Origin of the sequence: Teredinibacter franksiae (genome assembly GCF_014218805.1) — a bacterium.
GTDB lineage: Bacteria > Pseudomonadota > Gammaproteobacteria > Pseudomonadales > Cellvibrionaceae > Teredinibacter > Teredinibacter franksiae.
Map to the genome: position 1 here is coordinate 3,110,482 of NZ_JACJUV010000001.1, position 23,170 is coordinate 3,133,651.

Annotated in this window: 23 protein-coding genes; 18 read left to right on the forward strand and 5 right to left on the reverse strand. The window is 48.2% G+C overall.

The window, feature by feature from the left end:
• The first annotated feature begins 203 nt into the window (after positions 1-203).
• The 18 genes from H5336_RS13155 to H5336_RS13240 all read left to right on the forward strand — a co-directional run bounded on the left by H5336_RS13155 (position 204) and on the right by H5336_RS13240 (position 19,292).
• A complete protein-coding gene (locus H5336_RS13155) occupies positions 204-1,232 on the forward strand; it encodes an aldo/keto reductase (RefSeq protein WP_185235749.1) in 1,029 nt (342 codons plus the stop codon).
• The gene (locus tag H5336_RS13160; RefSeq protein ID WP_313557185.1) at positions 1,229-1,573 is read left to right on the forward strand and encodes a UxaA family hydrolase; all 345 of its coding nucleotides are present in this window, start codon (positions 1,229-1,231) and stop codon (positions 1,571-1,573) included. The genes H5336_RS13155 and H5336_RS13160 overlap by 4 nt, the downstream gene beginning before the upstream one ends.
• Complete coding sequence (locus H5336_RS13165) at positions 1,570-2,790, forward strand: UxaA family hydrolase (protein WP_221628056.1); 1,221 nt, start codon at positions 1,570-1,572, stop codon at positions 2,788-2,790. Before H5336_RS13160 ends, H5336_RS13165 begins: the two co-directional genes overlap by 4 nt.
• Positions 2,791-2,794: 4 nt before the next feature.
• A complete protein-coding gene (locus H5336_RS13170) occupies positions 2,795-3,529 on the forward strand; it encodes an SDR family oxidoreductase (protein ID WP_185234746.1) in 735 nt (244 codons plus the stop codon).
• 6 nt (positions 3,530-3,535) lie between these two features.
• A complete protein-coding gene (locus tag H5336_RS13175) occupies positions 3,536-4,384 on the forward strand; it encodes a fumarylacetoacetate hydrolase family protein (protein ID WP_185234747.1) in 849 nt (282 codons plus the stop codon).
• Between the two features lie 236 nt (positions 4,385-4,620).
• Positions 4,621-7,869, forward strand: a complete 3,249-nt coding sequence (locus H5336_RS13180; protein WP_246439090.1) for a glycoside hydrolase family 3 N-terminal domain-containing protein — start codon at positions 4,621-4,623, stop codon at positions 7,867-7,869.
• A gap of 491 nt (positions 7,870-8,360) precedes the next feature.
• Entirely contained in the window at positions 8,361-8,882 is a 522-nt protein-coding gene (locus H5336_RS13185; protein ID WP_246439291.1) for an AraC family transcriptional regulator, read from the forward strand.
• A complete protein-coding gene (locus tag H5336_RS13190) occupies positions 8,870-10,822 on the forward strand; it encodes a tetratricopeptide repeat protein (protein ID WP_185234749.1) in 1,953 nt (650 codons plus the stop codon). The genes H5336_RS13185 and H5336_RS13190 overlap by 13 nt, the downstream gene beginning before the upstream one ends.
• Entirely contained in the window at positions 10,819-13,707 is a 2,889-nt protein-coding gene (locus H5336_RS13195; RefSeq protein WP_185234750.1) for a tetratricopeptide repeat protein, read from the forward strand. Before H5336_RS13190 ends, H5336_RS13195 begins: the two co-directional genes overlap by 4 nt.
• Positions 13,694-14,383 carry a tetratricopeptide repeat protein gene (locus H5336_RS13200; RefSeq protein ID WP_185234751.1) on the forward strand — a complete coding sequence of 230 codons (690 nt, stop codon included), beginning with the start codon at positions 13,694-13,696 and terminating at the stop codon, positions 14,381-14,383. Before H5336_RS13195 ends, H5336_RS13200 begins: the two co-directional genes overlap by 14 nt.
• Positions 14,384-14,394: 11 nt before the next feature.
• Positions 14,395-14,778 carry a hypothetical protein gene (locus tag H5336_RS13205; RefSeq protein ID WP_246439091.1) on the forward strand — a complete coding sequence of 128 codons (384 nt, stop codon included), beginning with the start codon at positions 14,395-14,397 and terminating at the stop codon, positions 14,776-14,778.
• A gap of 26 nt (positions 14,779-14,804) precedes the next feature.
• Positions 14,805-15,467, forward strand: coding sequence for a MotA/TolQ/ExbB proton channel family protein (locus tag H5336_RS13210; protein ID WP_185234752.1), 663 nt, complete (start codon positions 14,805-14,807; stop codon positions 15,465-15,467).
• A 74-nt stretch (positions 15,468-15,541) separates the two neighbouring features.
• Positions 15,542-16,096 (forward strand): ExbD/TolR family protein, encoded by a 555-nt coding sequence (locus H5336_RS13215; protein ID WP_185234753.1) that lies wholly within the window; start codon positions 15,542-15,544, stop codon positions 16,094-16,096.
• The gene (locus H5336_RS13220) at positions 16,093-16,626 is read left to right on the forward strand and encodes an ExbD/TolR family protein (protein WP_185234754.1); all 534 of its coding nucleotides are present in this window, start codon (positions 16,093-16,095) and stop codon (positions 16,624-16,626) included. The genes H5336_RS13215 and H5336_RS13220 overlap by 4 nt, the downstream gene beginning before the upstream one ends.
• 1 nt (position 16,627) lies before the next feature.
• Positions 16,628-17,599, forward strand: coding sequence for an AgmX/PglI C-terminal domain-containing protein (locus H5336_RS13225; RefSeq protein ID WP_185234755.1), 972 nt, complete (start codon positions 16,628-16,630; stop codon positions 17,597-17,599).
• Between the two features lie 359 nt (positions 17,600-17,958).
• Entirely contained in the window at positions 17,959-18,576 is a 618-nt protein-coding gene (locus H5336_RS13230) for a PIG-L deacetylase family protein (RefSeq protein ID WP_185234756.1), read from the forward strand.
• Between the two features lie 23 nt (positions 18,577-18,599).
• The gene (locus H5336_RS23015; RefSeq protein ID WP_246439092.1) at positions 18,600-18,824 is read left to right on the forward strand and encodes a hypothetical protein; all 225 of its coding nucleotides are present in this window, start codon (positions 18,600-18,602) and stop codon (positions 18,822-18,824) included.
• 159 nt (positions 18,825-18,983) lie between these two features.
• Positions 18,984-19,292 carry a hypothetical protein gene (locus H5336_RS13240; protein ID WP_185234757.1) on the forward strand — a complete coding sequence of 103 codons (309 nt, stop codon included), beginning with the start codon at positions 18,984-18,986 and terminating at the stop codon, positions 19,290-19,292.
• Between the two features lie 98 nt (positions 19,293-19,390).
• Here the strand turns inward: H5336_RS13240 and H5336_RS13245 are convergent, their stop codons facing one another.
• The 5 genes from H5336_RS13245 to H5336_RS13265 all read right to left on the reverse strand — a co-directional run bounded on the left by H5336_RS13245 (position 19,391) and on the right by H5336_RS13265 (position 23,166).
• Positions 19,391-19,780, reverse strand: coding sequence for a DUF3224 domain-containing protein (locus H5336_RS13245; protein WP_185234758.1), 390 nt, complete (start codon positions 19,778-19,780; stop codon positions 19,391-19,393).
• Between the two features lie 10 nt (positions 19,781-19,790).
• Positions 19,791-21,002 carry a hypothetical protein gene (locus H5336_RS13250; protein ID WP_185234759.1) on the reverse strand — a complete coding sequence of 404 codons (1,212 nt, stop codon included), beginning with the start codon at positions 21,000-21,002 and terminating at the stop codon, positions 19,791-19,793.
• Between the two features lie 128 nt (positions 21,003-21,130).
• Positions 21,131-22,270: a DUF3570 domain-containing protein gene (locus H5336_RS13255; RefSeq protein WP_185234760.1), complete on the reverse strand. Its 1,140-nt coding sequence runs from the start codon at positions 22,268-22,270 to the stop codon at positions 21,131-21,133.
• A gap of 150 nt (positions 22,271-22,420) precedes the next feature.
• Positions 22,421-22,660: a DUF4266 domain-containing protein gene (locus H5336_RS13260; RefSeq protein ID WP_185234761.1), complete on the reverse strand. Its 240-nt coding sequence runs from the start codon at positions 22,658-22,660 to the stop codon at positions 22,421-22,423.
• Positions 22,648-23,166 carry a TlpA disulfide reductase family protein gene (locus H5336_RS13265; protein ID WP_185234762.1) on the reverse strand — a complete coding sequence of 173 codons (519 nt, stop codon included), beginning with the start codon at positions 23,164-23,166 and terminating at the stop codon, positions 22,648-22,650. The genes H5336_RS13260 and H5336_RS13265 overlap by 13 nt, the downstream gene beginning before the upstream one ends.
• Between the last annotated feature and the right edge of the window lie 4 nt (positions 23,167-23,170).

Below are 23,170 nucleotides of genomic sequence, written 5' to 3' on the forward strand. Positions count from 1 at the left end.
TTAAAAGCCTCCTCTTAACCACCGGGCATTCTCGCCCGGTGGTTTTTCCTACTTAAATCATTGCCCAAGCGCCAGGATTGGTTTGTGAAAGCGAACTAATAGGGGTTTCGTACATTTACGCAGGCTGTTTTACAGGTAATATTTGTTTCAATTGTGAAAACTGCGATACAATGTTCGCCTATAAAAATAGGTAAGTAGTTGTGATGCATCCCCAGCGCCAAATCGGCAGTACTAACGTAAAGGTAAGCAGCCTTGGCTTCGGTGCGGCCCCTATCGGCAATTTATACAAGTCGGTAGCCGATGAAAGTGCCAGCCAGGCCGTAAAATCGGCGCTGGACGCCGGTATTTGCTATTTCGATACAGCGCCTTACTACGGCTTGGGCACCAGTGAAACGCGCTTGGGGGCAGCGTTGCAGGCGCAAACCGAAGCGGTTGTTTCCAGCAAGGTGGGGCGGCTGCTCTGCCCTGCCGATACCCCGAGTGGTGAAAGCCTACGATATGGCTTCGCTTGCGACGATTCTCTCGATGTTGCCTTTGATTACAGCTTCGACGGTGTAATGCGATCAGTTGAAGCTAGCCTAGAGCGCATAGGCAGAAATCGCATCGATATTCTATTGGCGCACGACCTAGGGCGTTACCAGCACGGCGATGGTTACTCGTACCATTTAAAGCAGTTTTTAGAGGGCGGTTACAAAGCGCTAGCAGAATTGCGAGACCAGGGCGTTATTGGCGCTTTGGGCGTGGGAGTTAACGAAAAAGAAATTTGTTTGGAGCTGCTCGCCGAAGTGGATTTGGACTGCCTGTTACTGGCCGGGCGTTATACGCTCCTAGAGCAGAGCCCCGTAAACGATTTGTTCCCCCTGTGCCGAGAACGTAATGTCTCGGTTATTTTGGGCGGCGTATTTAATTCCGGTATTCTGGCAACGGGTACAAAAACCAGTGCGGTCCTGCATTACGACTATGCGCCCGCACCGGAAATAATAATAAAAAGAGTGTCGGCAATAGAGGTTATTTGTGCCGCCTATGGCGTTCCGCTGGCGGCTGCCGCATTGCAATTTTCGGCTGCTCACCCACAGGTAACCAGCGTGGTGCTAGGTTTGGCTAGCCCGGCAGAAGTGGAAACCGCTGTTGCGATGCACAGCTTTGTAATACCACAAGAATTTTGGCAGCAATTGAAAAACTCGGGTCTGATAGCTGCTGAATTACCTGTACCCGAGAGGGATTCCCAGTGAGTGAATTGGTGGAAGCTAAGGCTAGAAACAATATAAAACAAATAGAACAGAAGCTCATTTTATTGCATGAAAATGATAATGTTTTAATTTGTATTTCCCCTTTGAAAGCTGGTGAAACAACAACAATTGGCGGCGAAAAATCCGTTATGCAGACAGCTATTGCTGTTGGTCATAAAGTCGCCCACCACGCGCTAGCGGTGGGCGATAAAGTGATCAAGTATGGCGCTGCTATTGGCTCGGTTACTTGTGCGATCGATGAAGGTGAACATGTTCACCTTCATAATATGCGCAGTGATTATATCGCTAGCCACTCCCGTTCTTCATATGCGAAAACCGAATGACTGAAAAAAAACAAACAAAACAAATCGCGAATGGGTATGTGCGAAAAGATGGCGGCAAGGGTATACGTAATATTGTCGTTGTGGCTTATCTGGTGGAGTGTGCGCATCATGTTGCACGTAAAATTGCTGAACAGGGGGGAGAGAATACTCACCTTATAGGCTTCCCTGGATGTTATCCCAATGAATACGCCCGCGAGATGATGCTCTCGCTCTGTACGCACCCCAACGTGGGTGGTGTGCTGCTGGTGTCACTCGGTTGTGAGAGCATGGACCGTGATTCGGTGCTGGCCGATGCCCGTGATAGTGGCCGCGCTGCAGAGCTACTAATTATTCAGGACACGGGTGGCACCAGAGCAACAATAGACGCCGGTGGTGCAGCGCTCGAGCGTATCTGGGCCGAAGCCCATCAGGTGCAGCGTGCGCCGCTCTATGCTCATGAATTGGTGGTCGGTACCATTTGTGGTGGTTCCGACGGCACCAGCGGCATTAGCGCCAACCCCGGTGTTGGCTTATGTTTTGATCAGCTCATTGCTGACGGTGCGGCCTGTATTTTTGAGGAAACAGGCGAATTAATTGGTTGTGAAGGCGTAATGGCCGAGCGGGCGGTTAATGAAGGGCTTGCTGAAGAAATTATTGCCTGCGTAGATAAAGCCGAACGCTATTACACCACCATGGGTTTTGGCAGTTTTGCACCGGGTAATGCCGACGGTGGCCTAACAACGCTCGAAGAAAAGTCCATGGGTGCCTACTCAAAATCCGGTTCCTCATCTATTAATGGTTTAATTAAACCGGGTGATAAGCCCCCTGGTGGTGGGCTGTATTTGCTCGACGTAGTACCCGATGGGGAGCCGCGATTTGGGTTTCCTAATATTTCCGACAATGCTGAAATCGTCGAAATGATTGCCTGCGGTAGCCACCTAATCTTATTTACCACGGGTCGTGGCTCGGTGGTGGGTTCGGCTATCTCGCCGGTGATAAAAATCTGCGCCAACCCGGAAACTTATGCGCGCATGAGTGGTGATATGGATATTAACGCCGGTGCTGTACTTACCGGTGAGAGCAGTTTACAGCAGGTGGGCGAATCGATTTACCGCAAGGTGATGTCGATTGCAGAGGGCGAGCTTTCCTGTTCCGAAGCGCTGGGCCATCAAGAATTTATTCTTACGTACAAGTCGTTCGAACCTATTGGGCCGGCTTGTCTTCCTTTTCGCGGTTAAAAAAATGTCTGTACGATTGGAAAATAAAATTGCACTGGTAACAGCGGCGGGCCAAGGTATTGGTCGAGCGACGGCTGAGTTGTTTGCCAGTCAGGGCGCCAGAGTTATAGCCACCGATATAGATGGCAAAAAATTGGAAACACTGCAGGGTTGTGAAACCCATGTGCTCGATGTGACTAGCTTGGAAAACATTCAGGTTTTGAGTGAAAAGTTAGGCCGAGTGGACATACTGTTTAACTGTGCAGGTTTTGTTCACAGTGGCAGCATTATGGATTGCGACGAAGACGCATGGGCCTTTTCGCTTAACTTAAATGTTACCGGTATGTATCGTATGATCCGCGCCTTCCTTCCCGGTATGCTGGCCGCAGGCGGGGGTTCAATAATTAACATGTCGTCGGTTGCCAGCAGCATACTCGGCGTGCAAAATCGCTTTGCTTACGGTGCAACCAAAGCCGCTATCAACGGTTTGACCAAAGCTGTAGCCGCCGATTACGTAGCCCAAGGTATTCGTTGTAATGCCATTTGTCCTGGCACAGTGCAAACGCCTTCTTTGGATCAGCGTTTGAGTGATACCGGTGACTACGAAGCCGCACAAAAAGCCTTTGTTGCACGACAGCCTATGGGGCGTGTCGGCCTGCCCGAAGAAATTGCCCAGCTTGCACTGTATTTGGCCAGCGATGAATCTTCTTTTACAACTGGCTCTTACCACGTCATTGACGGTGGTTGGAGTATTTCGTGAGGTGTTATGAAACTTGTTCGATTTGGTGAAGCCAACAAAGAAAAGCCCGGAATTCTCGACAGCGAAGGCCGCATTCGCGACCTGAGCGGAATTGTTGATGATATTGCCGGCGAAAGCCTTGGTGCGGCAGGCATGCAGAAAATTGCCGGGGCCGATGTGGCATCACTGCCGTTAGTGCACGAAAGTACCCGGTATGGTGCCTGTGTCGGTCAGGTGGGAAAATTTATTTGTATTGGCCTCAACTACGCCGATCACGCTGCCGAGACGGGTGCGGAAGTGCCCGATGAGCCGGTAATCTTTACGAAAGCGACCAGCGCCATTACTGGACCAAACGATGGCATTGCTAAGCCAAAAAATTCCACCAAGCTCGATTGGGAAGTTGAGCTAGGCGTGGTGATTGGTGAAGAGGCCCGCTATGTGTCCGAGGCTGAAGCGGAAAAGCATATTGCCGGTTACTGTGTGGTGCACGATGTCTCCGAACGCCATTTTCAGTTAGAGCGCGGTGGTCAGTGGGATAAGGGTAAGGGGTGTGACACCTTTGGCCCTATCGGCCCCTATCTAGTGACGGCCGACGAAGCTGGCAATATAAACAACCTGCATCTGTGGTTGAAAGTAAACGGCAAAACCTACCAGGACGGCAGTACCAATAGCATGGTATTTCGTCCGGCGTTTTTAGTGTCCTATCTCAGCCAGTTTATGAGCCTGCAACCAGGTGATGTGATTTCTACGGGTACCCCGCCCGGCGTAGGGCTGGGTCAGAAACCGCCGGTATTTCTTAATGTTGGCGATAAAATAGAATTGGGTATAGACGGCTTAGGTGAGCAAACTCAAGTAGTGCGTAACTGGGACGATTAAGTTTTAAAAGACGTTGGCTAGAAGCGACAGAATGGCTGCATTGCGGCCATTATTTTTGCCTGTCACTTGGTGTTTTGGCGTTTGAAGTTGCGTTGAGCGAGCTTGTATTACACTGCTGGGCTGGGTATTGGTTAATTGGCGCCTTACGACTATTGCGTACTGACCTGATTAGCCCTAAAACAATAGAACGAAATTACAAATTTTCCGCTATAGCTAGAAAAACAAAGAGAGATACCATGTCGAGATCAACGATTAAGCCGCTACTGATAAGCCGTTTTGTTGTGCTGCCTGCAGCCCTGCTGACGGCGATGCTACTTGCTTCCTGTCAGGGAGTCGGCAGCGACACGCCCGCAACCGTTCCAACCGTAATGGAGGGCGGCGTTGAAAATTCGTCGAAAGCCTCCGGCTGGCCGAAGGTTGGCAGTCCGCTAGCGGCTGACCCGAAACGGGAAGAGCACATAAACCAGATTATTGCTGGGATGTCGCTGGAGGAGAAAGTTGGTCAAATTATGCAGGCTGAAATACAAAGCCTGCAGCCGGGCGACGTAAAAAAATATCACCTAGGTTCTGTGCTAAATGGCGGCGGCTCCATGCCTTACCGCAAAGCCCTGCCGGCAACCGCCGACTGGGTAAAACTCGCCGATGAGCTTTACGACGAGAGTATGGACGACTCCGACGGCAAGATAGCGATTCCCGTTATTTGGGGTACTGATGCCGTGCATGGCCACAACAATGTGATTGGTGCCACTATCTTCCCGCACAATATTGGCCTCGGCGCTGCGCGCAATGCCGAGCTGGTGCGCAAAATCGGTGAAGCTACCGCGCGCGAAGTACAGGCAACGGCAATCGATTGGGTTTTCGCGCCTACTCTAGCGGTAGCGCGTAACGATGCCTGGGGGCGTACCTACGAAAGCTATGCGGAAGACCCTGCATTGGTGGCTGAGTATTCTGAGGCTATGGTGATGGGCCTGCAGGGGGAAGTGGGTGACAGCGACTTTTTGCGTGGCGAGCAGGTTATCGCCACGGCCAAGCATTTCCTCGCCGATGGCGGTACTTGGAAAGGAGACGATCAGGGCGATGCCCGAATATCTGAGCAGGAGTTGATTGATATACATAATGCCGGATACCCTCCGGCAATTGCCGCAGGCGTACAAACGGTGATGTCGAGCTTCTCATCCTGGAACGGCGTCAAGATGCACGGTAACCAAGCGCTATTAACCGGCGCGCTGAAAGACAAAATGGGATTTGATGGTTTTGTTGTCGGTGATTGGAACGGCCATGGCCAAGTGCCAGGCTGTACCAACGATTCCTGTGCGCAGGCCATTAATGCCGGTGTGGATTTAGTTATGGTGCCCTTCGACTGGAAAGCCATGATCCCCAATACTATTGCGCAGGTGAATCAGGGTGAAATTTCGGTCGAGCGGCTGGATGATGCCGTGCGCCGAATTCTGCGAGTAAAGATGCGAGCTGGCCTTTTCGATGCTAAACCGTCTGAGCGTGCCGGTGCCCAAAACCCAGATGTTATTGGTAGTGCCGAGCATCGCGAGTTGGCAAGGCAGGCCGTCCGAGAAAGTTTGGTTTTACTAAAAAACACCAACAAAATTTTGCCGCTTAACCCCTTACAAACTGTGTTGGTAGCGGGCGAAGCGGCCAACAATATTGGCCAGCAAAGCGGAGGCTGGTCGGTTACCTGGCAGGGTACTGACACCACCAACGAGCAGTTTCCCGGTGCAACCTCTATCTACAAAGGTATTGCCGATGCCGCTGAGGCGGCCGGCGGGCGCGCATTGTATTCGGCTGATGGCAGCTATAGCGAAAAACCCGATGTGGCGATAGTCGTGTTTGGCGAGCAGCCCTATGCCGAAGGTATTGGTGACCGGGATACCGTTGAGTTTGAGCCTGGCGACAAAAAGTCTTTAGCGCTGCTTAAAAAACTACGTGACGAAGGTATCCCTGTTGTATCGGTATTTCTTTCAGGGCGGCCCATGTGGGTAAACCCGGAATATAATCAGTCTAATGCCTTTATTGCGGCCTGGTTACCGGGCACCGAAGGTGGGGGCGTAGCTGACGTGCTGCTCGCTAAAACCGATGGTTCTGTGAACTATAACTTCTCTGGCAAGCTGTCTTTCTCCTGGCCAAACACACCGCTGGATACAGAGGTTAACCTACATCAGAGTGACTACACGCCGCTATTTGCCTTTGGCTACGGGCTGGATTACAACGCCAAGCTGGAAGGCCCCAGAGGCTTGATGGAAAAAGTGGCCGGTGTGGCCACCGAAAAAAGCGGCGATATAAACCTGTATGTCGGCCGCCCGTTGCAGCCGTGGAATATTTTTATTCATAACCACGAGCGTCAGCAAATCCTTAGCGGTGCCTTCGCGGCGCTGCCCGATGGCGATGTCAAAATTGAAACCATGGATAAAGATGTTCAGGAGGATGCCCTGCGCTTTACCTGGAAAGATGCCTGGACTGCGAAGCTTACGTTTGGTGGGGGCAAGCCGCTTAATTTAAGTGGTCATGTCGCCGCCGGTGTTCTTGCCTTCGACCTAAATGTGAAAGACATTAGCCGCGGGGGCATTGGCGTTACCCTTGAGTGTGGCGAAAACTGTAAGCGCAATGTGCCGTTAGCGCAGGCGCGCGAATGGCAGGGTAAGGGTTGGCAGAGCGTTAGCCTTGATATGGCCTGCTTTTATCGTGAGGGCGACGACTTCAGTGCAATGACTAACCCCTTTGTGCTGGAAAATGGTGGTGACGGTGAAATTGAAATTGCCAATATTCGCTTCTTGGTTCAAGGCGACGCTAAAACCGACTGCCCCGACCTGAAAAAGGTTGGGGTTACGCCGGCAAAACTGGAGGAGTACTGGTCGGTTTCCTGGTGGGAGCCGCGTCATACAGCAAAGCTGAAGCGTGTTGCTGAAGGCAATGTAGACCTCATAATGGTGGGCGACTCCATCACCCAAGGTTGGGAAGAGGAGGCAGGTGCTAAGGTGTGGCAGGAATACTATGGTGAGCGAAATGCCGTTAACCTAGGTTTTTCGGGTGATCGTACAGAAAACGTACTTTGGCGGCTAAAAAACGGCGAGATTAACGGCATTTCGCCCAAGGTGGCCGTGGTTATGATTGGCACTAATAACACGGGGCACAGGCTGCATCAGCCGGAATACACCGCCGAGGGCGTTCGTCAAATTGTCGAGTTGCTAAAGACTAAGCTGGAAAACACGAAGATCTTGCTGTTGGCTGTATTCCCGCGCGAAGCGCAGGCAGATGCGCAGATGCGTTTAATAAACGAAGAGATCAACGCCAAAATCTCGACTCTGGCCGATGGAAACCGCGTACATTTTCTTAACATAAACGCTAAATTCCTCGCTGACGACGGTAGTCTCAGTCAAGAAATTATGCCCGACCTACTGCACCTAAACGAGCAAGGTTATCGTATTTGGGCTGATGCTATGGAGCCTAAGTTGGCTGAATTACTAGCCGAATAATACTTGAACGCTAGCGGGTGCTTCTGCGCCCGCATTTGTTTTTTGCACCCTTCCTGTACAAACTCCCCTCAGTCTTACCAATACTGGCGCCACTTTACAAAGCTATACAAGTTGGCGGCAAAAAATGGCACAGAAAGTGAAACAACCACGTCAGATGGTCGCACATAACGCTAAAATATCTGTAATAAGCGCGGTTATTTGTGTGTAGACTGAATGTTCACAATGAAATCCAAAAGCTAATTCTCAGACAATCGAACCTGTGTCACATTACCGAAGTTGAAACCGGTGTATGGCTGGACTTTCGCGAACAAATGCCGTTCGCAACGGTGACGTAAGTCTGACTGAACTTTTCCTGGAGAATGACGTTGAGTGGTAAATTGTGCCAAATTTTGGCAGTGCTGAATTTGTTAAGAAATTCTTGCGCAGTACAACCTAGAGTCGGCTGCGCTAAGCTGTCTTCGTATGCTTTGATGCTGCTGTTTTTCGGGGGAATGTTGGGTGTGGCCCACGCTCAGGAAGAGGGCGCTGGGGCGGAAGTGGCCGAAGCTGTGCAGGAGGCGTCTACGTCTCCGCTGAGTGACGAAATTGAAAGTCTCAAGAAAAAAGCACTAGAGCTTAACCGTGACCTGTTAATTCTTGAGGAGGAGCTGCTATTCCCCGCTAATACGCAAGTCATGGTGTTTCTGTCGCTGGATGTCGGCGCCTATTTTCGGCTTGATGCAGTTAAGTTACATATCGACGACAAGCTCGTCGCTAGCCACCTATATACCCCGCGCCAAAACGATGCCTTGAGTCGAGGCGGTATTCAGCGTCTTTATATCGGTAATATTAAAACCGGCGAACATGAACTCACCGCCTTTTTTACCGGAATTGGGCCCGACAACCGTGAGTACAAGCGCGCGGCTACGGTAAGCCTGGAAAAGGACGACGACCCAAAGATGTTGGAACTTCGTATTAAAGATTCCACCGCCAACATGCAACCAGAATTCGATTTTAAAGAATGGCAGCTGTAAAGCCCCTCATCCGTATTGTATTGGTGTTTTTCTTTTTCGCTATTGCCACTTATGCATACGCAGGCAAAAAAGAAAAACCGCTGACTTCTGTGGCCGACCTGCGCTACGGCGTTGCCCTGTACCATTACTATCAAACCGACTACATGGACGCGCTGACCGAGTTGATGTTAGCCAAGAAGCGTGGTGGTATTCAAGGGCATGGTGATAATCCCGCGTTAATGGAAGGTGGTTTTGCCCTGGCTTACGGGCTAGAAAAATATGCCGGCAGTATTTTCGCCGATATTCTCGCCGCTAATGTACCGGAGGATGCTCAGGTAGCCGCCTGGTTTTACCTGGCGAAAATGCGCTATATGCGTGGCGACTGGGCTATGTCACAAAGCTCTATTGATGAAGTAACAAAAATAGCGCTGGTCAATAAAAAAAGCACCCGCGATGTTAAACATGATCTAAACGCCCTGCGGGTGAACCTTGCCATTAAACAAAACGATATCGTCAGAGCCGAAAGTACACTAAAAGAAGATGAGCCGGGAGAAGACTGGTTACCCTACTTGTACTTCAATATAGGTTCCTTGGCTGCACGCGAAGGTGATTTTGACAAAGCCGTTGAGTACTACAAGCGGGTGGCGCAAAAAGAATACGATGATAACGAGTACCGCTCACTTCACGACAAGGCCATGACCGCAGCAGGGTATGCATACCTACTGAATAAGCAGCCAGACATGGCCAAGTTTAAATTTTCGCGGGTACGCCTCGACAGCCCATTGTCGGGTAGAGCGTTACTTGGGTACGGCTGGGCTTCAGCCGAGCAGGAAGATTATCGCGAAGCATTGAAAGTGTGGTCGCATTTAAGTAAAGCAACACTGGTCGATGAAAACAGCCAAGAAGCGCTTATGGCCGTACCCTTTGCCTATGAGAAAATGGGTTTGGAGGGGCTGGCTCTACAGGAATTTCAAAAAGCGGTAACCGATTTCCAAGACGAAGTTGTGCGTATTGATGAGGTTATTCAAAACCTTAAGGGCGACACTCTGCTTGAAGCGCTAAAAATTGAAAACGCCGACGGTGTTGACTGGCTAACCTACGCTGAAACCAACCAGTTGGCGCCACAACTGAGTTATTTAATTGCTTTGTTTGCCCGTGAAGAATTTCAAATGCGCGTGCAGGAATTACGCGATTTACTTGCTGTGCAAAAAAATACGCGAGAATGGCAGTCTAAATTACGCTTTTATTTGGATATGCTCGACGCCCGTGAAAAAGATCGCGAAAATAAATCAGCATTACTGGCGCAGAATAAATTAAAAAAACAATTGCAGCAGGTTCAACAACAGCGAGATTCGCTGGCCTTAAAAATCGAAACCATTGCGGCCAGTAAAGACTATTTCGCTCTGGCCGCAGGCGATGAAGCCGACTTGATCCGTCGTGCCACGCGCGCTAAAAAAGCGCTAACGTTACCCGCGATACGCGAAGATGACCCGTTTATTGAAGATACTGACGAAGCTATTCGTTGGTATCATGGAATGTTGTTATGGAATGCCAGCGAAGGTTTTTCCGACCGACTATGGAGGGCGGTTAAAACGCTGAATAGTCTTGACGACACTATCGAAAAACTCCAGGTGAACCTCGCTTCGGTTGAAGCCATTCTCGGTTCAGCGCCCGATTTAATTCCCTATCGAAATCGTATTGCTGACGCCAATATTCAGCTTGCCGGGCAAAGTGCAAGTGTGGATATTGCCGTAGACGCGGCGAAAGAAGAATTACGTGACCAGGTGGTAACGGTATTAATTCGTCAGCGCAATCGTATCCAGCATTACGCAGCGCAAAGCAGGCTTTCCGTTGCGCGGCTTTATGATAAAGCTTTAAAAGCGCAAGATATTCAAGCACTAGAGGATGAAAACGCGCAAGCCGCTGAACTAGAAGCGGCACAGAAGGAGGCGGAAGAATGATAAAGCGCCTTGCGATGTGTTGTACCCTTGTGCTGTTTTCTTCCTGTGCGTGGCTGGGTGATGATATGCCCGATTATGGTCGCACCATCGCCGATCTGAAAGAGCCAGAAATTCCCGACGACCCCATGCCGGTGCCGGTAACCACGATCGATCAAATTGAAGATAGCTATCGCTCTGCGCTAGAAATTGCACAGGACCCCGGTGTGCGGCACCAAATACTGGTGCGGCTTGCCGATTTGGAGATGGCACGTAGTGAAAAATTCCAATTGGATGCCGAAGAGCAAAAGTATTATTTTGACGACGCTGTATCGATGTATCGTGAGCTAATAACGCTTAATCGGGAGCGTCCAGTTAACGGCGAACTCATGTCAAACGAAAGGTTGCTGTATCAACTGTCCAAAGCCTATGCCTTGGATGGGCGTATGAATGAATCTAATGAGGTATTACGTGAACTGGTGGGGAATTATCCCGCATCGGGCTTTGCCGCCGAGGCCGATTTCCGCAGCGCCGAACAAGCTTTTAGCGATGGTAACTATGCACTAGCAGAGGAGCTTTATCAGCAGGTTATTGCCGTGGGTAAAGAAACCCCCTTTTATCTAAATGCCGTGTATATGCACGGCTGGTCGCAATTTAAGCGCAACCGTTATCGAGCGTCGGTTAAGTCGTTTACCGAAGTGCTTGATAATAAGCTACCAATAGAAGGGCAAAAGCTTTCGGAGTTGTCGAACAGTGACCGCAATCTTGTACTCGATACGCTTCGCGTATTCGGTATTGTGTTTTCTTATCTTGATGGCCCTGAGTCGATCACTGAAATCTATCAAAATCTGGGGCCGCGTCATTATCAGTATTTGCTTTATATGCAATTGGGAGACCTCTACCTAGAGAAAAAACGCTACCGCGACAGTGCCGATACATTTCGCCATTACGTGCAGGTTTTCCCCAATACTGATTATTCACCAAGTTTCAGTGTAAAAGCCATTGAAGTGTATAGCTTGGGCAATTTCCCCAGTGAGATTTTGCCAGCTAAAGAAGAATATATTCGTAACTACGGCGTATACAGTGAGTTTTGGAAGGCTCGAACAGAAGAGCAAAGAGCAAGTCTAAAACCGCACTTGTTTACGTATTTGGATGAGCTTTCTAGTTACTTTCACTCCCAAGCACTTGGCAATCGACAGTTGGTTGAAGAATATCGCGAGTTAAAAGCCGCGGGGAAAAAACCGAATTTCAAAAAGCCGCAAGATTCTTCCCAGGCTAACTTTATTAAGGCTGCCGGGCTCTACCAACAATTTATTGTTACCTTCCCTGAAGACCCTAAGGTTGCTGAAATTACTTACCTGATGGGTGAAGCCTTTTACGAAGCTGGACAGTTAGAGTCAGCAATAAAAGCGTACGAAACCGTAGCTTATACCCATGTAGATAAACAGCGTGGCGCTGATGCGGGCTATTCGGCAATTTTTACATTACAGCGATTGATAGAAGAATCCCCAGCCAAGACCGAAGCCGATCAAATTGTATTAGCTGAACGCCGCGAACACAAAATTACCAGTACGCTAAATTTTGCCGACTATTACTCCATTGATAAACGGGCGCCAGCGGTACTCACAAAAGCTGGGCAGGAAGTTTTTGAACAGGGCGATATGCCGCGTGCAGAAACCATTGCCAAACGTATGACCCAATGGCAGCCGGTACCGGAAAAATCATTACAGAAAACCGCATGGATGGTATTGGGACACGCGCAGTTTGATCAACAGAAATTTGGCGAAGCAGAAGTGTCCTATCGCCGCTTACTTACACTACTGGAAGACGCCGACCCCGATAAGCCCGCGATTGTCGAGCGCATTGCTGCGAGTATGTATAGGTCTTCAGAAGCTCAAATAGCAGCAGGCAATAATGTCGAAGCGGTAAGTCGTTTGTTGCAGATTCGTATAATAGCGCCTGGCAGTGAAATTGCCATTGCGGCGCAATACGATGCGGCTAATCAACTAATTGAGTTAAAAGATTTTACCCAGGCGGAAAGTGTACTGCTCGATTTTGGTAAGCGCTATCCGGAACACGAATTAAGTAAAACGATACCACCGAAACTTGCGTTTATTTATCAGGAATCTGAGCAATGGGGTAAGGCTGCTGGCCAGCTTTCGCTATTAGCGAGCTCTGGTGATCCACAGGCGCGCCGCACTTCGCTGTACCTGTCTGCGGAGCTTTACGAAAAGTCTGGCAATACGAATAAGGCACTAGATCAATATAGAAAGTATGCTAACACCTACCCGCAGCCTTTTGACCTTGCCATAGAGTCGCGCTTTAAAATGGTGGAAATATACAAAGCCAACGGCGATAACGGTAAACGTAATTACTGGCTAAAAGATCTTATCGAGCAGGATAGAAAAGCCGGAGCGAACCGAACGGGCCGTTCGAAATATTTAGCCGCAATGGGAACATCTAAGTTTGCGAATGACGAGTATGAACGCTTCAATAAAATTAAACTTACTTTGCCAGTCAAGAAAAGCATGCGCAAGAAAAAGTCGGCTATGGACCAAACCCTGAAGTCGTACCGTAAGGTGCTGGATTATGGTGTGGCCGAATTCTCAACCGATGCTAATTATAAAATTGGCATGCTGTATGTGCAGTTGAGTCAAGACCTTATGGATTCTGAGCGCCCTGCAGGCTTGGACCCACTGGCTATGGAGCAGTACGAAATTTTACTGGAAGACCAGGCGTTTCCTTTTGAGGAGAAAGCTATTGATATTCACGCCAGCAATATTCAGCGAGCGTGGGAAGGTCTCTATGACGGTGGTGTTAAAAATAGCTTTAGCGCACTAGCCAAGCTTTTACCTGCGCGCTACGGTAAACAGGAAAATAAGGCGGGGGTGAGTCGTGGAATTTACTAATCCAAAGCGTCTTAGCGTGTTGCGCTACCTGTTAGTTGTGTTGGTGGCAACATTGTTTGCTGCTTGTGGTGGTGCGCCGAAGAAAGATCAGCAACAGGAAGAGCAAACGATTGAAAAGGCGGAAGGTGACGTTGCAACTGAACCGCCGCTGGAGTTGATCCCCAACCCTTATCTTGACAATAAGCCCTCGGTTCCTGGCCGCGCGAAAGATGAATTTGCCGAAGCGGCTGACATCATGGACGCTAAACAATGGAAGGAGGCCGAGGGGTTGCTAGTCTTGATGACAGAGACTTATCCCTTGTTGTCTGGCCCTCATGTTAATTTAGCGATTTGTTTGTACCAGCAGGAGCTTCTGGAGCAAGCGGAGGCTAGTTTTAGCAAAGCCATTGAGGTTAACCCCGCCAATATGGATGCCTACACGTGGTTAGGCGTTTTGTACCGAGAGCAAGGCAAGTTTACTGAATCTGAAGCGACCTATAAGGCTGCGCTTGCGGTATGGCCGCACCATGCAGACTCTCATCGCAACCTCGGTATTTTATATGATTTGTATATGGGGCGACTTGAGGAGGCGTTGGCTCACTATAAGCTTCTTCAACGCATTTTGCCCGATGAGGATCGGCAGTTGAAAGGGTGGATTCGCGACCTTGAGCGCCGTCTTCCCGCGAAGGAAGAATAGAGAGTAAATTTATGAAGATTAGATTCCCATTTTTCGATAGTGTTACACCTGAAGATGGAGGGGCTCGGTTGCTTTTTTGTTCGCAAAGCGTAGATGTACATTGGAATGACAAGCGTTGGGGTAATATTTTTATAATTTTAATGGCTTTTTTATTTACACACACAGCCGTTGCGCAAGAGCAAGATGTGGTTGAAATGAGTGCTACGGTTACGGGTAACCAAGAACAGCCCAAGGTTATCTATATTGTACCTTGGAAAGCAGCGGACGATGATTCAATATTATATCAACCGCTGAACAGCCAAACCGATAATATATTTGGTCACGTTGAGCGCAGTGAACACAAACGACAGTTAAAATTTATTCAGGATATGGAAGAAGAAAACACTTCCGAATAACCATTAAGATCTGGAGGCAAAGATCCATGAACACAGCTATTACATTTTTCCAAAGCGGCGGCCCGTTTATGTACCCCATTGCACTGGTGTTGGTACTGGGTTTGGCGTTAGCCATTGAGCGCTGGATGTTTTTAACCGCGGCGAAAGCGTCTAATCGCAGGGCGTTTAATCGACTTTTACCTATGTTGCAAAAGAAAGATTACGCAGCGGTAATGGATCTCGCGCGTCAAAGCCGCGCGCCTATCAGTCGCATTGTGGCAGCGGGTATTGCCCGTATGCAGCAATCTCCCCGTCGTGACGAAATTGAATATGCGATGGAAGAGGGAGTAATGGAAGCCGTTCCCCGTTTGGAAAAGCGCACACCTTACCTCGCGACCTTGGCTAATATATCCACCCTGCTTGGGCTGTTAGGTACTATTATGGGCTTGATTGCGGCTTTCACCGCTGTTGCAAATGCCGACCCTTCAGAAAAGGCCAACCTTTTGTCGCAAAGTATTTCGGTGGCGATGAATACCACCGCCTTTGGCTTGATGGCCGCGATTCCGTTACTTTTATTTCATGCTACGTTGCAAACCAAAACAACTGAAATTGTTGATAGCCTAGAAATGGCTGGCATTAAGTGCCTGAACATTATGTCGAACGTTAATGCGTTTTCTTCGCGTACTCGCAATGGTGAAGGGTCTCGCTAATTCTGCAAGGCGCAACAAACCAGTCTGCATAAAAATAGCAGGCATTAACGAACTTCATAACACTGGCGGTACTTATGCGTACTAGAAGAAGACCAAAAGAAGAAGCTGAGCTGGATATCACTTCTTTTATGAACCTGATGATTATTCTGGTTCCGGTGTTGTTGATGAGCATGGTGTTTTCTCATATTACCGTGCTGGATCTGAAATTACCTGACATTGCCTCCGATCCATCAACACCGCCCAAGGACAACGAGGAAAACGACAGTTTGGAGCTGGTAATCGAACTGAACGAAATGGTTATCAACTATCCTGCTGGCGCTCCGTTAAAGCGATTGCCAAAAATTGAAGACCCGGAAACCGGTGAAAGGGTATACGACTTCAAAACGCTTTCGATTGCTCTACAGGAAGTGAAGCGATTACTTAAAAGCAAGGGCAAAGACAAAAAAGACATACTGATCATGTCGCAACCTAACACAGATTATCAAACCATTGTGCAAGCAATGGATACCGTTCGCAGCTTTAAAGCGGTGGTAGCGGCGACGGTGGTAAATGCGGAATTATTTCCAGCTGTTTCGTTGGGCGACGCTCCGGTCAGTGAAGCCTCCGATAGGCCAGGAGGTAAACGATGAAGCAATCTATGCACGCCAAACGTATGGCTCGTGCCGCTAAGCGTCACGGCGCTGCGTCTAAGCTGAACTTGGTATCGCTGATGGATATCTTTACCATTCTGGTGTTTTTCCTATTGGTAAACTCATCGGACGTGGAAGTTCTACAAAGCGATAAATCGATTAAATTACCGGAATCTGTCGCGGAAAAACCACCAGAAAATAATCTTATCGTTGCCGTTAGCCACGAAAGTATTCTGGTAGGTGGCCGTAAAGTAGCGGACATGCAACAGGTGAAAGAAACCAAGGGCAACGAAATTAAGGGTTTAAAAGATGAGCTTGTGTATTTGGCGGGCCGTAAACCTTATAAAACCGAAGAAGAAGCACTGAAAGGTCGTGATGTTACGATTATGGGCGATAAGGGTATTCCCTATGATGTTCTGAAAAAGGTCATGACTACCTGTGCGAAATCGGAGTATCGTAATATTTCATTGGCGGTTAGTAAGCTTCAGGAAGAAGTAACCGTAGAAAGCCTACAGGCTGGGGAGGGTTAAAGTGGCTACCGTACTACTCGCACCCAATCTGCAGCTTCCGTGGAGCTCCTCTATAAAGGAGGATCGGCGCTTTTGGCTAATTGTACTGATTCTCTTGGTTCCGTTTTTCTTTTTGAGCGTAGCCATTCCTCTTATTCACGTACCGGAAAAAGAACGAGCAGAGCTCGAGGAATTGCCGCCACAATTGGCTAAAGTGGTTTTGGAGCAACAGGAATTACCAAAGCCAACGCCTGTGCCCACACCGCCACCTACGCCTGAACCGGAAGAAGAAAAGCCGAAGGAAGAAGAAAAACCAGAGGATAAACCAACGCCAGAACCAGAACCACAGGCTACGCCGGAGTCTGTTTCGACTCCAGAGCCAGCAAAGCTGGTGGAGAAAGCTAGGGAAGAGGCGCAAGCAGAGATCAATCAGTTTGCCGATGCTTTGTCGGACATGCGGGATTCCTTTGATCTTTCAGAGACAAATGCCGAACTCACGCAATCGACCGGAGAGGCCGCAGAAATCGATCGTTCTGTCATCACCAGTGGTGCCAAGGCAGGCAGTGGCGGCATTAAAACCTCTAAGCTTAGTCGTAACACCGGTGGTGTAGCGCTCTCGGGTAAAAAAGCTACCAAGGTCGATAGTAAGTTGGCGTCACCTACGGGTAAGGGCGATACAGCGAAAAAGCAGGCGTCTACCGGCGGTAAGCGCAGCGAAGAGAAAATGCGTAAAATTATGGATCAAAACAAAGGCGCGATGTTTAACATCTATAATCGCGCGCTGAGAAGAGATCCTACGCTTGAGGGCAAGGTTGTATTTGAAATGGTGATTGAACCTAGCGGAAGAATTATTTCGGCTAAAGTAGTCTCTAGCGAACTCAACAATCCGGCGCTAGAAACAAAATTACTCAACCGTATTAAATTGATTAATTTTGGCAAACAGGATGTTAAGCAAACCAAACTGATTTTCTCGTTCGACTTTTTGCCCTATTAGAACCTAGAGCCCCTCGGGGCTCTAGGTTTACCGGCGAATGCAGAGAAACCGATGTAGTGTTAACGCAGCTAACTAACATTAGGAGGAACCGTTGGTGTTCTTCCTAATGTTTTGTCAGCTTAATTATGGTTGACGCTATATCCTCCTTCAGAAATTCTGATTCCTTTTTTTACCCAAACGCTACGTTAGTTGTTTGTAAACCCAACGGGTAGGCGCCTCTTACTTTATTGACGCAGTTCGACTATGGTACTTAGCGGATCCCTAGCGATGAAGTATCCAGCCTTGATCAGACAGTTTTTTATTACCTGCAAGTTACTTTGGGGTACGAGTCATTCGAGCGTCTAAAAGTGTAGTTATGAATGAATATACAAAATAAGCGAATACTGGCGATTGCGCCGCATATCGATGATGTTGAGCTGGGGGCTGGTGGAACCATTCACCGCTTGGCGACGGAGAACGACATCTTTTATCTTGGTCTATCACGGCCACCAAAAGTGAATAAGCAATCATTTATGGCCGAATTTTGGCTGAGTGCTTGTGTGTTGGGTTTACAGAAGAAAAACGTTGTATTGCATGAGTTTGACCCGCGTGATTTAGCCAGCGATCGCGCGCGTATTCTGCAGTTATTTTACGATTTCAACCAAACATATAGTCCGGATGTTGTATTGGTTCCCAACAGTGATGATGTACATCAGTCCCACCAGCTGGTACACCAAGAAGCCAAGCGGGTTTTTAAACACGTCACGCTTTTGGGCTATGAGTTACCCTGGAATAATTTTTCGTTTAGCGCCGATGTATTTATTGAATTGAGTGAGCAGAACCTAGAGGCAAAACAGCAAGCGCTAAGTTGTTTTAGCTCCCAGCAGGAGCGTACTTTTTTTAACAATAATATCGTGCTGGATAACGCGAGGTTTCGCGGGAAACAAATTGACAAGGCTTTTTGTGAGTGTTTTGAACTGGTCAGGCTGGTGGTTTAGTCGAGTTTTGAAAGCTTAGGGTTATGTTTAAAGCAAAGCTTAGGGTTATGTTTAAAGCAACGCTCAGGGCTATGTTTAAAGCAACGCTCAGGGCTATGTTTAAAGCAACGCTCAGGGCTATGTTTAAGGTACCGCTCAGGGCTATGTTTAAGGTACCGCTCAGGGCTATGTTTAAGGTACCGCTCAGGGCTATGTTTAAAGTAACGTTGAAAGAATGCTTTGTCGAAAAAAAATTTTATAGAGCATAGCGTACAGGTTTCATCTTTGCGCTGTCTGTGAATTGCCCGCGTGTGTACTAGTCCGCTCTGTTTTTTAGTGATCTGTATTTGGAAAATACAGGTGAGCTATTGGTGAGGTCAGAGGCCATTAAAGTCTCTGGAGGGTAAGGGTTGTTGGGGGAAATGTCGATGGAACAACTTTTGTTTTTGGGTTTAGCCATAATAATGGCTTCGGGGCTTATGTTTAATTATCGTCTTCATTGCCTCAATACATTACTGCAAAATGAATACCCGGCGTTGTGGAAAAAATTTGGCAGCGGTAGCCGTAAAATTCACCCAATAGCTAGATTATACCGCTTACGAAGCCTCGCTACAGAGTATACTTCTGAAGATAAACAGCTGAAATACGCATTTTCCGTTTTTACGTACCTGCAGTTAGGTTCTTTGGTTGGTGCGTGTTTTATTGTGATTGCTATTGTGGGTATGCTTTTCGGCTAGTGATTGATGTTCACTCTGTAACAGATTACATGATTTTTGAGCGTAGGTAATTCGGCGTTACAGAGTGATAGGTTAGGTAAGTTTATTCACCAAGGGCCTTAGTATTCCAAAATAAATTCATATTCTGCAGTGCCACCCATAGGTGCCGTAAAGTTGCCGTTGCCGGTTATTCCCATGCAGGCATCGGTGCCGGAATTCTCAACAACGGTACTGTTACTACTGGCAACGCCATTGTCGAATTTACCCTGGTGTTGTAGCACTAGAGTGCCTGCTTTGTTATCTATTGTGCATTCAATCGTTTCGTAGCCAACAAATACCGCAGACTGTGGCGATTGGTAACTCATCACGTAGTGAATGGTTGAGTTGCCTTTTAAATCCCCAGTATAGGTTTGTGCTACAACGGCAGTGCTTTGTTTACTGCCGTTATCGTTTTCTTGTGTGGTGTGTTCATCCCAGCCGGTAATTTGAAAATTTCCGTTTAATTTCATTTGTACTTCCTTATGGGTCTGACTGTCCGGTAGACACCAAAAATAGGTTGGTTAATTGGCTGCTGTCACTGGCGCTGGGGGCAATGCCCACGCAGGCGATAAACTTAGTACCAGAATCACGATAATCGTCGTTGATTGAGCATGTAGTCTTACCCAGAGGGCTTTCCGTTCCCGGAGCAGTAAGGCCACCTACAACAAATCCATCGAGCGGCTTGTTGTTATTGTCATCGTTTTCGGAGGAGAGATCGAGTATGTGGGCTGCGTTTTCGGTGTCACCGTTGCTGATATCGGTAACGGTGTACAAAGTGCATTTACCTGCTGCACAACCTCCTTTCACCGGAATGGAGCGTGGGCGAGAGTTGTAACTACTGTTGTAGAGGATGCCAATGTAGTCGGCATCAAAAATTGAACTTGCGGAGATAGATCTTTTCTGCACACTTAAAAGAAACTGAGAATCGCTACTGTCTCCGCTTTCCAACGCGTCTGAGTTGGTGGCAACTTCGATTGAGGTGGTTTCGTTGGCGCTGAACCAAGACTGTAGAGTCTCCGATGTTGACAGGCTCTCTGTACAGGTTCCGGTGCCCAATGAAATACCATCTAGCTCTTGTTCAGTGTTGTCCATTGAATATTGGATGACGACAACTGTTTCGCCATTAACCTTGTTGTAACTTAGTTGGCCAAAATGCCCTTCGGTATGAACCTCGGCATTTTTGCTGTTGGCGGGCTTGTATAACAGCCAGTTGCTTGAGATGTTGGTGGGGCAACCGTTTGCGCGCGCGAGCATAAGGGGTTGGTCGACAGAACCATCGAAGGGTATGAAAATATTCAGGTTGTCGGCTATGTTTATACCGGTAATCTGCTGGTTAGTTCCCACTCCTTGACCTGGCGTACTTTTGACCACCGTTAGTCGTATGAAGCCGGCACTTGTTTTTTCATAATCTCCGTTAACAACGAGAGTTGGGGTTGAGTTTGGCGTATTGCTCTTATTAAAGGTGAAGGTCGAAATACTTTCGTTGACTACCAGTTCCCAGTTCGAGCCAGGCCCCCGGTAGGTTTTTTCATTGTTGTTGTCGCTCGAGCTGCTGGAGGAGCTGTCATTGTCGCTTGGGTCCCAGCCGCGTTCACAGGCGGGCAACAGAAGGCCAATGGATAGGGTCAGCGTGACAGCGGACAGCGTTTTTAACACGCGAAGATTGGCGATTGTGCTTTTGAACACTTTCACAATATTTCCTTATTGTTAGCAGGTATTTTTTGCGTGCAAGGTAAATTTTTAGAAGCGTTGAATACTATTTTAGTACTTGTTTGTAGGCTGATAGACAGCCAGAAGCAATAAGGTAGTATGAATAACGGTCAATACCAAGCAGATACAAAGAAGCGTATCACATTCGCATTAAAGCTGTATAACGGCTCGTTTCCTATACCGAACTCTTGCGAATTTTCGGCAAGGTTTTCGCGGAAGTTGGCATAGTCGAAGCTGATGCTGTCCCAATAGAGGTTTACAGTGGCTTTTTCAAAATAAGAAAGCCAACTAGACTTAATGTCATAGGATGCTCCAAGTCCAAAAGCAATATCGGAAAATTCGCTCATTTCTTTGTCGCGGGCTAGAAAATTCTGTGCATTGCGGTAGGGAAATAAATCAGAATAAAAGGAAGCCTGTGTCTGGCTGTAGGAGCGTACCTTGGCTTCAAAAATCCACTGTTCTTGATAGGGGTGAAGATACCTAATTTCATAGTTCTTTGCGGATATACCCCAGCTATCGCGAAACTGCCTGGCTTCGGCTCTTATAGAGGCGCGATACGGGAGGTAGTACATACTGCGAATAGCAAATGCATCACTGTTACGGGTGCCAGGGTAGACTTCACGTTGTGTACCTAGGCCTCCGTCATCATCAAGATAGCGAACACTGCGATAAGGGTTATTGAGATAACCTTCATCTATAACGGTTTCGGCATTTAAGGCAACTATAAGGTTTTTTGTTAAAATTTGGGTCCAACCAATACTAAATCGTTGATGCTGGGCTTTCTCACTAAATTCAGGTGTACCGTTTTGCATTACGGTGTCGTTGCCCTGTGAATAGCCAAGGCTTAAGGTGATTAGGTCACCGAAAAAGTCCTGACTAACGGCAAGGCCAACGGTCTCTGCCTCGTAATCACTTTCAATACTTTGGGTATAGCTAACGCTCATGGTTGAACGGCCACGCAGGTAATCCATTCCTCCGCCGGTTTCTGTTCTTTCTTCGGTGTATGGGCTGCCCTGGGTAAGCACATCTAGTGAGGCGCTGGTGACAAAGTCGACGTAGTAATTTCCCCACACGGAAACTTTATCGGCAATGTTTTTCCGAAGTAATACCGAGGGGCCATCAATGGTTACGCCGCCGCCGGAAAAACTGTGAAAGAGAATGTCCGACCGATCTTCTGGCAGCACGGCAGCCTTTGCCGGTATTACAAGTACGCTAAAAAGCAGAAGTAGATAACGGATATTTTTATTCATTAGTTCGTTTCTTTCTCATCGTTTCCGCGTAAGCGTGAATCTAACATTGTTCTGTGGGTTCCTGTGCGCGCAGGAATGGCATATAGCTAATGTGGCTTGCCCGAGAAAGCCCTAAGGCTGCTCCTGCTCCACCGGGTTAGCCTGCACACTCTAATTACACCCGCACCCGCCACCGGCACTACCTTCTGCGCCTCTTGCAGATTCACGCGCTTCGTATACGTGGTTTATATACCGTGTAGACGCAGGGTGCGATTCGAAGGCCATAATCGGGTCGGCGAGATTTTCACGCTCGTAGGGTTTTACCCAGGGTTTTATAAAGGAGCAGCCGCTGATAGAGCAGAATAAGAACCCCGCCAAAAATATTTTGCGTATTAGGTTTAACTGCTGCATGAGCGGAGCAACCCTTTAATGTGTTTAATGTAGGCTTTTTCGTCGCCAGGCTTGTAGCCCCGGTGCAGGTAGGACATATTGCCGTCGCAGTCGATCATTACGCTGCTGGGCATGGCATCTACTTTGTAGGCTTCGCTTACTTTACTGGTTGTGTCATAGAGAATGGGGAAGCTTACGGGAATCTCTTTTAATAGGTGGTCGGCTTCTTTTGGGTCAGCCTCTACATTTATGCCTAGAAGCACAAAGCCAGCTGGCGAATACTTTTTGTGAATCTTTTCAAGCAATGGCATTTCCTGACGGCAGGGGCCGCACCAGGACGCCCAGAAATTTAGCATTACCACTTGGCCGCGTAGCTCACTAAGGCGAACATTTTTACCCTGATTAGACTTTAGGGTGAAATCTTTGGCGGGTGAGGCCTTTCCTGCTGCTATTGATAGCGGAGTAAAAAGGATTGCGCAAAGAGATGTTGTAATTACCAATGCTTTTAGAATTCGGGTGAGCTGCATAAGT